Below are 13,126 nucleotides of genomic sequence, written 5' to 3'. Positions count from 1 at the left end.
GCCCGCCTCTCTAGCAGACGAGCCGCCCCGCTGTCCGTCAGGAGTGCGCCCCTCTGTCAGGGCGTCGCGGGAGCCGCCACCTTCGGGCCCTTCGGGGAGTCGCGCCGGCGCACCTCGGCCAGGAAGGCCCGCACGCCCTCGGTGATGGCGGTGGCGAGCCGCTCCTGGTACTCGGCGCGGCCCAGCCGGCCCCCCTCCTCCGGATGCGAGATGTAGCCAATCTCGACGAGGACGGCGGGAGCCTCGACGCCGTTGAGCACGTAGAAGGGCGCCTGCAGCACCCCCCGGTCCGAGCCTCCCGTGGCCGCGATGAGCTTCTGGTGGATGGCATACGCCAGGCGCGAGGAGTCCTGGTGCGCTTCCGTGCGCGCCAGGTCGTGGAGGATGAACGCCAGCGTGGAGTCCCCTCTCGCGCCTCGCGCCGCCGGGGCCTCGGCGTTCTCGCGGTCCGCAGCCGCCCGCGCCGTGGCGTTGGAGGCGCTCGCCGAGAGGAAGTACGTCTCGATGCCCTGGACGCGCGCGCGCGTGCGCCGGGTGGGCATCGCGTTGCAGTGGATGGACACGAAGAGGTCCGGCCGCTGCTTGTTGGCGAACTCCACCCGCTCGGGCAGGGGCAGCGACTGGTCCTCGTCGCGCGTCATCAGCACCTGAGCCCCGAGCTCCTTCTCCAGGCGCTCCCGCACCCGCCGCGCCACCTGGAGCGACACGTCCTTCTCGAGCAGGCCCGTGGGGCTCGTCGCCCCGTCCTGGGCACCGCCATGGCCCGGGTCCACCACGATGCGCGCGGGGCGCTCGGCCGCGCGTGAGGACACCGGCAGGCCGAGGACGAGGAGGAAGCCGAGGACAGCGATCAGACGGAGCATCATGCCAGCACCGGATGCTACCGGAGGTGGCGCGGCCCCCGCTATCCGACGACTTCGATGCCGGGGCGGCCCTCGCCCACCTCGCCGATGAGGGCCACGTCCACGCCGGCCCGCTCCAGCGCCCGGTACGCCTTGGCCACGTCCTTCGCGGGCACCGAGGCCAGCAGGCCCCCGTTCGTCTGCGCGTCGGCGAGCACCCACTGGATGTCCTCGGGCAGACCCTTGGGGAAGCGCACCTTCTTGCCCACGTGGGCGAGGTTGGACTTCGTCCCGCCCGGCACCACGCCCTGCTGCGCCAGCGCCGGCACCTCCGAGAGGATGGGGATGCGCTCCAGGTCCAGGAAGGCCTTCGCCTTCGCGCCCGTCATCATCTCCAGCAGGTGCCCGAGCAGCCCGTAGCCCGTCACGTCCGTGAGGGCGTTCACCTTGAACTTGCCCGAGGCGAACACCTCACCGGACTTCTTGTTCAGCTCCGACATCAGCGCCACCACGCGCGACGCCAGCGCCTTGGACGCTACCCCGCGCTTGATGGCCGTGGTCGCGATACCCGAGCCCAGGGGCTTCGTCAGCATCAGCACGTCGCCCGGCTTCGCCCCGGCGTTCGTCAGCACCTTCTTCGGGTGCACCTGGCCCGTCACCGCCAGCCCGTACTTCGGCTCGGGGTCCTGGATGGAGTGCCCTCCCAGGATGGGGATGCCCGCCTCGTCCGCCTTCGCCTGGCCGCCCGCGAGGATCCGCGACAGCTCCTCCATGGGCCGGTCCTTCGGGAAGCCCACCAGGTTGAGCGCGAACAGGGGTTTGGCCCCCATGGCGTAGATGTCCGACAGTGCGTTCGCCGCCGCGATGGCCCCGAACTGGTACGGGTCGTCCACCACCGGCGGGAAGAAGTCCACCGTGCTCACCAGCGCCAGCCCAGGCGCCACACGATACACGGCCGCGTCATCGTTGGTGTTGAAGCCCACCAGCGCCCTCGTGTCTTTCGAAGTCTTCAGTTGGCGCAGGACCTGCGCCAGATCCGCGGGGCGGATTTTCGCCGCTCAACCCGCGCAATGCGCCAGCTCGGTGAGCCGGCGCGGCTTCTGCTCTTCGGACACAGTGGACCTCGAAATTGGAGGAGTGGCTAGCTGGCGCGCACGTAGTCGCGCTTGATGAGTTGCAGCACCGACTCGGCCGCCTGCACGTCGTCCTGCTCCGAGTGGTCCAGCACCCCACCCAGCGAGCCGTAGTTGTGCACCTGCTGCAGCACGTCCAGCAGCTCCGGCGTCAGCTCGCGCAGCGGCGCCGTCATCGGCATCGCCAACGACAGCTGCGTGCCCATCGACGGCAGATCCTTCTGGATGCGCTTGTACTCGTCCAGCTGCCTCAGCGCGTCCATCAGCAGCGCCTCGGTCGACGAGTCCAGCTCCACCATGAACTCCTGGGGGTCGGCCGGCCGCAGCTCGAAGTCACCCTGCTCCCAGGTGATGATGCGGTTGAAGCTCTTCTGCGGCCCCAGGTTGTGGTTCTCGTCGATGACCGCGTAGTACACGCGGCCCTGGCGCAGGTAGATCTTCGCCTCGTGGTCGTTGGTGACCACCAGCACGCCGTTCTTCTTGGACGTGTGGAAGAGCTGCAGCAGGTCCGGCAGCGGAATCTCCTCGATCTTCCCCGTCATGGACGAGGCCTTCGTCGAGGTGCGCGCCGCCTGCACCGCGGCCTCCTCCAGCCGCTGCTTGGCCACCACCTCGTCCACCTCGCCCACCCCGGCGCCCTGCAGGATGAGCTTGAGGATGGAGGTGCCGATGAGGATGCGGTCCCCCTCCTTGAGCGTGGCCTGCTTGACCTTCTCGCCGTTGACGAACGTGCCGTTCGTCGAGCCGAGGTCCTCGATGGAGATCGCCCCGGTCCCGTTGACCATGATGCGCGCGTGCTTGCGCGACACCATGTCCTCGACGAGCACCATGTCCAGCTCGCTCGAGCGGCCGATGACGATCTGCTTGTCCGCCTTCAGCGGGAACTCACCACCCTGGTACTTGCCGGAGATGAACTTGAGCGCGTACGTCTTCGCCGGCGATCCGCTCGGAGTGCTCACGGTGCTACGACCTCGATGATGAGTGTGGCCATGGCCTTCAGCCTCCCTCCCGCCAACCCGTCCGTCCCACCCCGGCTGAGCCCTGCTGCGAATGGCTAGCCTACATGAGACCGGACGAAAACAAGAATTCCTCTCCGTTGCGAATCAGTGAGAACCGGCGCTGGCCCTTCTCGTCCACGGGCCGGGAGGGCAACTGCCCCTCCAACCGCCACGCCTCGGTGGCCACCGCGTCGTCCCGCTCGAGCCGCAGGAACCACGTCTCCGCCCGGTAACGGCGCCGCTGGAGCTCCATCACCCGCTCCAGCTCCGCCTCCCCTCCCCCCATGTTGGCCTCCAGGCCCGGGGCGCGCAGGCCCGCCAACGCCTGACGGTCTCCCGCCTCCAGCGCACGGCGCCGGGACTCCAGCACCCGCACCACCGCCGCCAGCCGGGGCGCGGCCAGGTTCTCCGGTACCCACTCCCGCCCGCGGCGGACGAAGGGCACCCGCTCCACGCCCAGCGAGCTGACCTGCGTGCGGCCCAGCTGGCCGTCGAAGTCCAGGGTCGCCCAGGCCACGGCCCGTTCCCCGCCGGGCTCCACGTTGACGGTGATGCGCGCGAAGTGGTGCTCCCGGGACCGGAGCGGCTCCTGCACTCCGGGCAGGGTCAGCGACAACCCCTCCCGCTCGGTGTTCTTCAGCGCGGTGATGATCTCCGCCTCGGGTCCGGCGGCCACGCCCAACAGGCGGGGGACGAGCAGCACCAGCGCGGCCGCGGCGGCCAGCACGAGGATGAGCACCCCGCCCAGCCGGCTCCAGTCCTCGACACTCCTCACGAGCCCATCATCCGCCGGGCCCGCTCGGCGGCGGGAGTCCCCGGCAGGCGCTCGATGATGCGCTGCAGGGTCTGCCGGGCCTTCTCGGCATCGTTGAGCTTCACGTAGGCGTCATGCAGATCGAAGAGCGCCTCCTCCTCGACGGCGGTGCCCGGGAAGTTCGTCAACAGCCCCTCGAGCCGCTGCACCACGGCCTTCCAGCGCTCGCGCCGGGCGTAGAAGGAGGCCACGTACAGCTCGTGCTCGGCCAGCTTGCGGCGCGTCTCCTCGATGTTCTTCTTGGCCTCGGGGACGTACTGGGAGTTGGGGTACTGGCGGACGAAGTCGTTGAGGGAGACCAGCGCCGCGCGCACCTCGGTCTGATCCTTCTCCGTCGAGGGAGGCAGGATGAAGATGTCCGAGGGGATGTCCGCGAAGTGGGAGAGGGCCGAGCGGTAGGCGGCGTAGTCCACCTTGGGGTGCGTGGGGTGGAGCTTGATGAAGGACTGGTACTTCTCGCGCGCCTCCGGGTACGTCTCCTGGGCGTAGGCGAGGTCCGCCAGCTTCAGCTCGGCCTCGTTGGCCACCTCGAGGTAGGGGTACTTGGTGCGGACGTGCTCGTAGTACCGCTCGGCCTGGAGGAAGTCCTTCCGCTCCAGGGCCTCGTCGCCCAGTTGGAGGTTGGCGGCGGCATCCGCGGCGTAGTCCGGCTCCGCGGTCTGGCCGGAGGAGAGGGCCGCGCAGCCGGCGGCGGTGCTCAGGAGGGCAGTCAGGCAGACAGCTCGAAGAAGACGCATGGGTAGGGAAGCAAGCTAATCGTCCGGACCCGAAGGTTCCAGCGCCGCGTCACCGAGTACGCGCTGGATGACGTCCTCGGAGAAACCCCGGCTGACCAGGAGACGGCCGGCCCGAGCGTGCTCCTTGGGCGCCAGCTTCCGGCCCGACAGGCCCCGCTGCTCCAGCACCCGGCGCGCGGCGGCCTCCGCGTCGAACTCCACCGCGCCACTGGCCTCGGCCACCGCCTCGCTCGCCGCCTCGCGGCTCAGCCCGTGCGCCTCGAGCCGCTGCCGCACCGCCTGGGGGCCGTACTTGCCCTTCTGCAGCAGCACCGCCGCCCGATCCCGGGCGAAGCGCTCGTCATCGAGGTAGCCCCAGCCCTCCACCTGCTTCAGCGCCGCCTCGCGCACCGGCTCGGAGAAGCCCTTGCGCTCGAGCGCCGTCAGCAGCTCGTGCCGGCTGCGGGCCCGCACGGCCAACAGTCGCAGGCACGCGTCCGTCGCGCGTTTGACTTCCTCGGGGGGGGTCTCCTCGGAGTCCATCGCCTGCTCTCTAGCATGTGGTAACAGGCGCGGCATGCACCCCCTCATCGCCCGCTACCTCAGCCCCGAAGCCGCCCGCGAGACTCTCGAGAAGGAGAAGAACGGAGAGCCGCTCGGGCCCGAGGAGCGGCTCTTCGCCCAGACCGCCGCCGCCCACCCCGACAAGCGCAACGAGCTGATGGGGGGCAAGGGCAAGCGCCACCTGTCCTCGGACGCCGAGGCAGCTGTCGTCTTCCTGGCCGCCTATGCCGCCACGCGCGCCATCGCCGAGGACGCCCCCCTCAAGGACGCCACCCTCAAGGCCCGGGAGTCCCTCAAGGCCGAGGGCGCCACCGACGACGAGACGGATGCCTTCATCGCCGCCATCCTCCTGGAGGAGGCCTTCGGCTACGAGGAGGAGGTGGAGACGTTCGACAGCTCGTTCGTCCAGGAGGCGCTCGGCGAGGTGCCCTCGCTGGCCGCACTCACCCGCGAGCAGGTGGATGCCCTCATCCTCGGCTTCGAGAAGGGCGCCAAGGACGACATGGAGCGCACCGTGCGCGCGCACATCTCGCGGGCCCTGGTGAACATCGCCTGGGGCGAGGGGCCCACCCCCATCAACCCCGAGCACATGGAGGCGCTCTACGAGACCGAGATCGTCGACAAGCCCGAGGCCGAGATCGAGGCCAGGCTGCGTGCCATCGTGGACTTCCTCCAGGTACTGGCCAAGGAGGGACTCGTCGGCACCCAGCGGCTCTCGCGCCTGCGGGCGCAGCTCGGGGACGAGGAGGGCATCGAGGAGGCCGAGGAGCTTCCCTCGTAGATTTACCCGCCAATGTCCCCTCTCCCCTCGGGAGAGGGACGGGGTGAGGGTATCGGGTGGACTCGGGTTGGGTCCGCTCGTCCCCGCGCCTCACGGGTTGGAACACGGGGACAGATACCCTCACCCTGACCCTCTCCCGGAGGGAGAGGGGATGTGTCCGAGGGGATGTGTCCGAGGGGATGTGTCCGAGGGGATGGGTTTCCCCTGCCCTTCTCGTCAGAAGCGCTCGATCTGGAAGTCGTCGTCGGCCGCGGGAGCCTTCGGGGCCGCGGGAGCGGGCGCCGGAGCCGCGGGACGGGCCGCACCGACCGCCGGCACTCCCACGCGGGACGTGGGAGCAGGAGCGCCCGCGGCGGGCACGCCCGGACGGGGCACGGAGGCCGGAGCGCCCGGACGAGGCGCGGCGGGAGCGGGCGCCGCACGGGCCGGCGTCGCGGCCAGCGCGGGCTGCTGGTTCTGCTGACCGAAGTTGGCCGAGCCCGGCACCGGCTTGGAGGCGCTGCCATCGAAGTTGTCCCACTTCGAGTCCGAGGTGGCGCTGATGCCGGAGAAGCGCAGCGCGAAGTCGTCCGGGTTGGTGGCCTGGCGGTGGGCCTCCTCGTAGGTGACGAGCCCCTGCTTCACCAGCGACATGAGCGACTGGTCGAAGGTCTGCATCCCGTAGGTGTCGAAGCCCTGGGAAATCGCATCCGGAATCTCCTTCGTCCGGTCCTTGTCCTCGATGAGCTCCTTCACGCGGGCGGTGCAGCGCAGCACCTCCACCGCGGCCACGCGGCCCTTGCCATCCGCGCGCGGAATGAGGCGCTGGCTCACCACCGCCTTGAGCACGCTCGCCAGCTGGATGCGCACCTGCTTCTGCTGGTACGGCGGGAAGGCCGAGACGATGCGGTTGATGGTCTCCGTGGCGTCCAGCGTGTGCAGCGTGGACATCACCAGGTGGCCCGTCTCCGCCGCCGCGAGCGCCGTCTCGATCGTCTCGTGGTCACGCATTTCGCCCACGAGGATGACGTCCGGGTCCTGCCGCAGCGCGCTCTTGAGCGCCTGGGCGAAGGACATCGTGTCCACGCCCACCTCGCGCTGGTTCACGATGGAGCGCTTGTCGCGGATGAGGAACTCGATCGGATCCTCGATCGTCATGATGTGGTTCGTCTCGGTGGCGTTGATGTGATCGATCATCGCCGCGAGCGTGGTGGACTTACCCGAGCCGGTGGTGCCGGTGACGAGGATGAGGCCGCGCTCGTCCAGGCAGATCTTCTCCAGGATGGGCGGGAGCATCAGCTCCTTGATGGCCATCACCTTGGTGGGGATGACGCGCATCACCGCGCCGATGGTGCCGCGCTGCTGGAAGACGTTGACGCGGAAGCGGCCCAGCCCGGGGACGCCGTAGGCCAGGTCCACCTCGTTGCTCTGCTTGAACTTCTCCTTCTGGAACTCGTTCATGATGCCGAAGACCATGCGCGCCACCTCCTCGGGAGGCAGGCGCTTGCCGTCCTTCAGCGGGACGAGCGAACCGTCGACACGGAACATGGGCGGTAGGCCCGCCTTCAGGTGGATGTCGGACGCACCGCCGCGGAGCGCAATCTGGAGGATCTCGTTGAGTTCCATGGATGCGCGGGATGGTAGCACGCCCCACCGGGCCGACGAGGGGGCTCGGGACGCGGCGCGCTCGCCTGCCCTGGCCCGCAAAGCACAACGGCGGAGGCTCCCGAAGGAACCCCCGCCGTGCGTGTACTCCAGCGATACCGGGTGAGAACGGCTTAGCGCTTGGAGAACTGGAACCGGCGACGCGCGCCCGGCTGGCCGTACTTCTTGCGCTCCACCGCGCGGGCATCACGCGTGAGGAAGCCGGCCTTCTTCAGCGCGGGACGGAACTCGGGGTTGTAGTTGCACAGCGCACGGGACAGCCCGTGGCGGATGGCGCCGGCCTGGCCGCTCAGACCGCCGCCGCGCACGTTGACCTCGATGTCGATCTTGCCCTTCTGCTCCAGCACGTCCAGCGGCTGGTTCAGGATCATCTTCGACGTCTCGCGGCCGAAGTACACGTTGATGTCGCGGCCGTTGACAACCACAACGCCGGTGCCCGGGCGGATCCACACGCGCGCGGTGGCCTCCTTGCGGCGGCCGGTGCCATAGAAACCCTTCTCGGTGGCGGTAGCCATGTCGTCTCTTCTCTAAATAGGGTGCGGAAAGTGGGGAAGGAAGGACAGCGCTTACGCCTCAACCTCGCGCGTCGCGGGCTTCTGGGCGGCGTGCGGGTGGGTGTCACCGGCGTACACCTTGAGCTTGGTCATCATCTGACGGCCCAGGGCGCTGCGCGGCAGCATGCGGCGCACGGCGTTGAGGATGATGTCCTCGGGGTGCCGGGCCCGCAGCTTCGCCAGGTTGGTGCTCTTGAGGCCACCCGGGAAACCGGCGAGCGTGTGCCGGTAGTACATCTTGTCCTGCTCCTTCGTCCCCGTCACCTTCACCTTGTCGGCGTTGATGACGATGACGTGGTCACCCGTGTCGATGGACGGGGTGTACATGGGCTTGTGCTTGCCCTTGAGCAGCGTGGCGATCTGGCTCGCCGCGCGGCCCAGTACCTTGCCGTTCAGGTCGATGATGTGCCACTCGCGCTTGATATCCGCCGGCTTCGCGCTGTAGGTCCTCTGCGACATTGTTTGAACTCCAAAAGCATGGTTGGCGCCTGAAGCGCCTGTAGCCGTAGCAACCACGGGTCCGACCCTGAAACTTCCAAAGGCGGCCCGGAAAGGCCGACCGTCTTAGAGGGGGGCGGGGGGCAAGTCAAGGTCGCACTGCGTTCAGCGTGCCCCACCCACGGTTCCGGTGGGCGCGGGCGCCCCGGTTGTCGGGGCCCCCACGGCCGGTTTGGACCCGGGGCCCACTCCCCCGCTCGCCCCCGGAGCCTTGAAGCGCTCCTTGAGGTTGGCGAAGAAGTTCTTCTCCTGCTCGCCAGGCGGGCCCTTGCGCGGTGCGTCAAGGTCCAGCACCTCCACCAGCTCCGGGGGGATGTCCTCCAGGAAGCGCGAGGGGGTGCGCGGTACCTCCTTGCCCCGCTTCACCCGCATGGCGGAGCGCGTCAGGTAGAGGAACTCCTTGGCCCGGGTAATCCCCACGTAGCAGAGCCGGCGCTCCTCCTCGAGGTTCTGGGCCTCCCCCTGCATGCCCTTGTGGGGCATCAGCTCCTCCTCCATCCCGATGAAGAAGACCACCCGGTACTCCAGGCCCTTGGACGCATGGAGGGTCATCAGGGTGACGGCCTTGTTCGCGCCGGGGACTTCCTCCTCTTCCTGGCGGGTGTCGAGGCTGAGCCGGTTGAGGTAGGTGAGCAGGCTGGCCTTGGGGCCCTCGCGCTTCTCGAAGGCCTCCAGGGAGTTGATGACGTGGTCGATGGACTTGAGCTTCCGGTCCGCGCTCGCCTGCGAGGTGGTGAGGGACTTGGCGTCGTCCTTGTAGCCGATCTCCTCCAGCAGCTTGCGCGTCACCTCGGCCAGCTTGCCGGTCTCGTAGCTCTGCCGGTAGCGCTCGACGAGCTGGAGGAAGTCCTTCACCTTCTCGGCGGCGCCCTTGGGCAGGTCCTCGTAGCCCTCGGCGCGCTCCATGGCGCCCCAGAGCGTCACGCTGTCGCGCCGCGCGTGCGCCACCAGCCGCTCCATGGTGACGTCGCCGATGCCCCGCGCCGGGACATTGATGATGCGCAACAGCGCCGTCTCGTCCCGCGGGTTGGCGATCAGCTTGAAGTAGGCGATGACGTCCTTCACCTCGCGCCGGTCGAAGAACTCGCTGCCCGACACCACCTCGTAGCGGATGCTCTTCTCGCGCAGCATCTCCTCGATGGGGCGCGCCTGGCCGTTCACGCGGTAGAGGATGGCGATCTCATCCGCCGGAATCCCTCCGGCCAGCAGCCGGGAGATTTCGGTGGCCACGTACCGGGCCTCCTCCTCCTCGGTGGGGGCCGTCACCACCTTGATGCGCTCGCCGCCCTTGCGGTCCGACCACATCTTCTTGGCCTTGCGCTCGGGGTTCTTGGCGATCACCGCGTTGGCCGCGTCCAGCACCACCTGCGTGGAGCGGTAGTTCTGCTCCAGCCGCACCTCCTTGGCCCCGGCGAAGTACTTGTCGAAGCTCAGGATGTTGCGCACCTCGGCGCCGCGCCAGCTGTAGATGCACTGGTCGTCGTCGCCCACCACGCACACGTTGCGCGTCTCGCCGCTGGCCAGGAGCGTCAACAGATCGATCTGGGCCTGGTTGGTGTCCTGGAACTCGTCCACCAGCAGGTAGCGGAAGCGCTGGGTGTACTTCAGCCGCAGGTCCTCGTGCTCGCGCAGCAGCCGCGAGGGGAGGATCAGCAAGTCATCGAAGTCCACCGAGCCCTGCGCCTTGAGCGCCAGCTGGTAGGCCTCGTAGACCATGTGGGCGATGAGATCGTAGTCGTCCCCCATCCCCTCCCCGAGCGGCTCGGGCGTCTTGCCGGCGTTCTTCGCCTTGGAGATGAGGTTGAGCACCTTGCGCGGATCGAAGGTGCGGTCATCGATGCGCCGCTCGCGCATGGCCCGCTTGATGATGGCGGCCTGGTCGCCCTGGTCGGCGATGGTGAACTTCTTGGGCCAGCCCAGCCGGTAGATGTCCTCGCGGAGCATCTCGGCGCCGAAGGCATGGAAGGTGCACACCAGCACGTTCTGGGCCCGGGGGCCCGCCATGTGCACCAGCCGCTCCTTCATCTCCGTGGCGGCCTTGTTGGTGAACGTGACGGCCAGGATGTTGCGGGCCAGCAGTCCACCCGGCCGCTTGTCGAGCAGGTGGACGATGCGGTTGGTGATGACGCGAGTCTTGCCGCTGCCAGCGCCCGCCAGCACCAGGAGGGGGCCCTCGGTGGTGAGCACGGCTTCGCGCTGCGGGGGGTTGAGCTTCGAGAGGTCCATTGCGCGCGGCTCGGGGATACCCTTTGATTCTCCCGTGCGCGACTATTCTTTCCTCCAGCGGCTCTTTCTCCTCGCGCTCGTCGCGGGCACCGCCTGCACCGGTGGTGGAAAAAAAACACCGGGAGACGCAGACAGCACGGCCGCCAACACCCTCCCCCCCTTCCCCTGCGCTCATTTCGAGGACCTGCGGGCCTTCCTCCCGGAGAGCCTGGAAGGCCTGGAGCGCTCCCAGGAGGCGGGCTCCACCGGCCGCTACGGCGAGGTGGCCGTCAGCGAGGCCGAGCGCAGCTTCACCCAGGGTGAGGATCGGGAAGTGAAGGTGCGCATCGTGGACACCTCCCTGGGCAAGAAGCTGGGGCAGGCCATCCGCGCCGCGGCCGACGAGGGCCTGAGCCGGGCCACGAATGATCCCACCGCCCCCATCTTCTGGAAGGACAAGCAGGCGGTGGGCTTCGTACGCTACGACGCCTCGAGCACCCTGGCCGAGGCCAGCCTGCTGGTGGGCAACCGGTACGTGGTGGCGGTGAGCAGCCGGGGATACCCGGGCACGGTGGAGGTGCGCCGGGTGGCACAAGACATCGACCTCGAGGGGCTGGCGCGGTTGCACCAGGCCTCCGGCGGCACGGACCGCCAATGAAAGGAGCTTCCGTGGTGAAGGACAGAGGGTCGCGGGGGAACGTACCGGAGGTGCTCGCACAGGAGGCCCAGGCGCGCCAGCAGGTGGCCGGCATGGGCAAGCGCGAGTTCATGGAGCAGTACCAGCGGCTCGCCAAGCAGTACACGGCGGACCCGGGCAACCCCGGCTCCTACGCGTGCGAGGGCTGTGAGCGGTGCGCCAACTGCATGTTCTGCAAGGACTGCGACAGCTGCTACCAGTGCACCCACTGCACCCGCTGCGAGCTGTGCAACAACTGCTCGCACTGCGTGGACTGCAAGCAGTGCCACAACTGCGCCTACTGCGTGCAGAGCGAGAACTGCACCAGCAGCGCCTACCTCGTGCTGTGCCGCAACATGTCCGACAGCAACTACTGCTTCGGCAGCGTGGGCCTCTCCAAGAAGGACTTCCACATCCTCAACGTCCCCTTCCCCCGCACCGAGTACTTCAAGCAGGTGAAGCGGCTGCGCGAGGAGATGGGTATCTGACTGGCGCCCCCGCCGGGGCTACAGCAGGACGCGGACGAAGAAGGCCTTGAGGTACTCGGTCTCCGGCAGGCCGCCGAGCACCGGATGGTCCAACCCCGCGCCCCGGCGCTCGAGAATCTGCACCGGCCGCTTCGCGTCCGAGGCGGCTGAGAGCACCATCTCCTCGAAGGCCTCGCGCGAGAGCTTGCCGGAGCACGAGCAGGTGACGAGCAGGCCCTCGGGGCGCAGGCACTTGAGGGCGCGCAGGTTGAGCTCGTGGTAGGCGCGCAGCGCGGTGGCCATGCCCTCGCGGCGCTTGGCCAGCCCCGGAGGGTCCACCACCACGGTGTCGAAGCGGCGGCCGGACTCGGAGAAGCGGCGCAGCACGTCGAAGGCGTTGGCGTTCTCCACCGTGACGTTGGTGCGCCCGTTGCGCGCGGCGTTCGCCCGGGCCCGCTCGGAGGCCTTCGGGTCCTGCTCCACCGCCAGCACCGAGTCGCACGTGCGGCTGAGCGCCAGCGCGAAGCCCCCGTGGTAGCTGAACAGGTCCAACCCCTCGCCCCGGGCCAGCTCGCCCGCGCGCACGTGGTTGTCCACCTGGTCCAGGAAGGCGCCCGTCTTCATGTCCCCCAGCAGGTCCACCTCGAAGAGGTTCTCCCCCTCGTGGTAGCTGAAGCGGGCCTCGCCCTGGCCGTGCAGCAGCTTCACCTCGCGGGTGAGGCCCTCGAAGTCGCGGCCCGAGGCATCGTCGCGGCACACCACGTGGCTGGCCCCGGTGAGCTCCGCCAGCGTGCGCGCCACCCACTCCTTGCGCACGTCCATGCCCTCGGAGAGCGTCTGCAGCGACAGGCCCGCGCCATAGCGGTCCACGAAGAGGCCCGGCAGCAGGTCCGCCTCGCCGTGCACCAGGCGCAGGCCGTCCCGCTGGCGCAGCGGCGCGCGCCGGGCGAGCGACAGTTCCAGGCGGTGGCGCAGGAAGGCCTCGTCCACCTTCTCCTCGGCGGGGCCCTTGCGCGTGAGCAGCCGCAGCGCCAGCGGCGAGCGTTGCGCGTAGAAGGCCTGGCCCACGGGGTTGCCCTGCGGGTCCACCACCGACACCACGGCGCCGCGCTCCTCTGTCTGGGGCGGCTCCATCAGCTCGGTGCGGTACAGCCAGGGGTGGCCCTTGCGCAGGGCCTTGGCCCCCTTGAGGCTCACGCGGGCGGTGGGGGGGGTTGGGCGAGCCATGTCTCGT

The 13,126-nt window shown here is 69.1% G+C and carries 14 protein-coding genes; 3 read left to right on the top strand and 11 right to left on the bottom strand.

From position 1 onward, the window contains the following. Window positions 1–56: 56 nt before the first annotated feature. The 6 genes from NR798_RS13445 to NR798_RS13420 form a co-directional block, all read right to left on the bottom strand. Complete coding sequence (locus NR798_RS13445; protein ID WP_375771863.1) at window positions 57–866, bottom strand: N-acetylmuramoyl-L-alanine amidase; 810 nt, start codon at window positions 864–866, stop codon at window positions 57–59. 38 nt (window positions 867–904) lie between these two features. Then, a complete protein-coding gene (gene selD / locus NR798_RS13440) occupies window positions 905–1,957 on the bottom strand; it encodes a selenide, water dikinase SelD (RefSeq protein WP_375771862.1) in 1,053 nt (350 codons plus the stop codon). A 26-nt stretch (window positions 1,958–1,983) separates the two neighbouring features. Continuing rightward, the gene (locus NR798_RS13435) at window positions 1,984–2,934 is read right to left on the bottom strand and encodes a DUF4388 domain-containing protein (RefSeq protein ID WP_375771861.1); all 951 of its coding nucleotides are present in this window, start codon (window positions 2,932–2,934) and stop codon (window positions 1,984–1,986) included. A gap of 100 nt (window positions 2,935–3,034) precedes the next feature. After that, complete coding sequence (locus tag NR798_RS13430) at window positions 3,035–3,748, bottom strand: hypothetical protein (protein ID WP_375771860.1); 714 nt, start codon at window positions 3,746–3,748, stop codon at window positions 3,035–3,037. After that, window positions 3,745–4,524, bottom strand: coding sequence for an outer membrane protein assembly factor BamD (locus NR798_RS13425; protein ID WP_375771859.1), 780 nt, complete (start codon window positions 4,522–4,524; stop codon window positions 3,745–3,747). Before NR798_RS13425 ends, NR798_RS13430 begins: the two co-directional genes overlap by 4 nt. Window positions 4,525–4,539: 15 nt before the next feature. Further along, a complete protein-coding gene (locus NR798_RS13420) occupies window positions 4,540–5,046 on the bottom strand; it encodes a regulatory protein RecX (protein WP_375771858.1) in 507 nt (168 codons plus the stop codon). A gap of 34 nt (window positions 5,047–5,080) precedes the next feature. Between NR798_RS13420 and NR798_RS13415 the strand changes: the two genes are divergently transcribed. After that, the gene (locus tag NR798_RS13415) at window positions 5,081–5,848 is read left to right on the top strand and encodes a hypothetical protein (RefSeq protein WP_375771857.1); all 768 of its coding nucleotides are present in this window, start codon (window positions 5,081–5,083) and stop codon (window positions 5,846–5,848) included. A 216-nt stretch (window positions 5,849–6,064) separates the two neighbouring features. Here the strand turns inward: NR798_RS13415 and NR798_RS13410 are convergent, their stop codons facing one another. The 4 genes from NR798_RS13410 to NR798_RS13395 all read right to left on the bottom strand — a co-directional run bounded on the left by NR798_RS13410 (window position 6,065) and on the right by NR798_RS13395 (window position 10,770). After that, a complete protein-coding gene (locus NR798_RS13410) occupies window positions 6,065–7,453 on the bottom strand; it encodes a type IV pilus twitching motility protein PilT (protein WP_375771856.1) in 1,389 nt (462 codons plus the stop codon). Between the two features lie 152 nt (window positions 7,454–7,605). Continuing rightward, the gene (gene rpsI, locus NR798_RS13405; protein WP_375771855.1) at window positions 7,606–8,007 is read right to left on the bottom strand and encodes a 30S ribosomal protein S9; all 402 of its coding nucleotides are present in this window, start codon (window positions 8,005–8,007) and stop codon (window positions 7,606–7,608) included. Between the two features lie 51 nt (window positions 8,008–8,058). Beyond that, on the bottom strand, window positions 8,059–8,505 hold the full coding sequence (gene rplM / locus NR798_RS13400) for a 50S ribosomal protein L13 (protein ID WP_375771854.1): 447 nt from the start codon (window positions 8,503–8,505) through the stop codon (window positions 8,059–8,061). A 144-nt stretch (window positions 8,506–8,649) separates the two neighbouring features. Further along, window positions 8,650–10,770: an ATP-dependent helicase gene (locus tag NR798_RS13395; protein ID WP_375771853.1), complete on the bottom strand. Its 2,121-nt coding sequence runs from the start codon at window positions 10,768–10,770 to the stop codon at window positions 8,650–8,652. 34 nt (window positions 10,771–10,804) lie between these two features. On the opposite strand from NR798_RS13395, the gene NR798_RS13390 reads away from it, so the two are divergent. Further along, window positions 10,805–11,407, top strand: coding sequence for a hypothetical protein (locus tag NR798_RS13390; RefSeq protein ID WP_375771852.1), 603 nt, complete (start codon window positions 10,805–10,807; stop codon window positions 11,405–11,407). 11 nt (window positions 11,408–11,418) lie between these two features. Beyond that, window positions 11,419–11,913 (top strand): caib/baif family protein, encoded by a 495-nt coding sequence (locus NR798_RS13385; RefSeq protein WP_375771851.1) that lies wholly within the window; start codon window positions 11,419–11,421, stop codon window positions 11,911–11,913. Between the two features lie 18 nt (window positions 11,914–11,931). On the opposite strand, the gene NR798_RS13380 is transcribed toward NR798_RS13385, so the two are convergent. Continuing rightward, entirely contained in the window at window positions 11,932–13,119 is a 1,188-nt protein-coding gene (locus tag NR798_RS13380) for a class I SAM-dependent rRNA methyltransferase (RefSeq protein ID WP_375771850.1), read from the bottom strand. Window positions 13,120–13,126: the final 7 nt, after the last annotated feature.

Source organism: Archangium gephyra, from assembly GCF_042230915.1.
In the GTDB taxonomy this organism is placed as follows: domain Bacteria; phylum Myxococcota; class Myxococcia; order Myxococcales; family Myxococcaceae; genus Archangium; species Archangium gephyra_B.
The sequence above is the reverse complement of the archived record's forward strand: the minus strand, read 5'-3'. Positions and strand labels throughout refer to the sequence as shown.

Coding starts and splice junctions, on each gene's coding strand:
- NR798_RS13445 (WP_375771863.1), bottom strand. CDS start 866: ATGATGCTCCGTCTGATCGCTGTCCTCGGCTTCCTCCTCGTCCTCGGC.
- NR798_RS13425 (WP_375771859.1), bottom strand. CDS start 4,524: ATGCGTCTTCTTCGAGCTGTCTGCCTGACTGCCCTCCTGAGCACCGCC.
- NR798_RS13420 (WP_375771858.1), bottom strand. CDS start 5,046: ATGGACTCCGAGGAGACCCCCCCCGAGGAAGTCAAACGCGCGACGGAC.
- NR798_RS13415 (WP_375771857.1), top strand. CDS start 5,081: ATGCACCCCCTCATCGCCCGCTACCTCAGCCCCGAAGCCGCCCGCGAG.
- NR798_RS13410 (WP_375771856.1), bottom strand. CDS start 7,453: ATGGAACTCAACGAGATCCTCCAGATTGCGCTCCGCGGCGGTGCGTCC.
- rpsI (WP_375771855.1), bottom strand. CDS start 8,007: ATGGCTACCGCCACCGAGAAGGGTTTCTATGGCACCGGCCGCCGCAAG.
- rplM (WP_375771854.1), bottom strand. CDS start 8,505: ATGTCGCAGAGGACCTACAGCGCGAAGCCGGCGGATATCAAGCGCGAG.
- NR798_RS13395 (WP_375771853.1), bottom strand. CDS start 10,770: ATGGACCTCTCGAAGCTCAACCCCCCGCAGCGCGAAGCCGTGCTCACC.
- NR798_RS13380 (WP_375771850.1), bottom strand. CDS start 13,119: ATGGCTCGCCCAACCCCCCCCACCGCCCGCGTGAGCCTCAAGGGGGCC.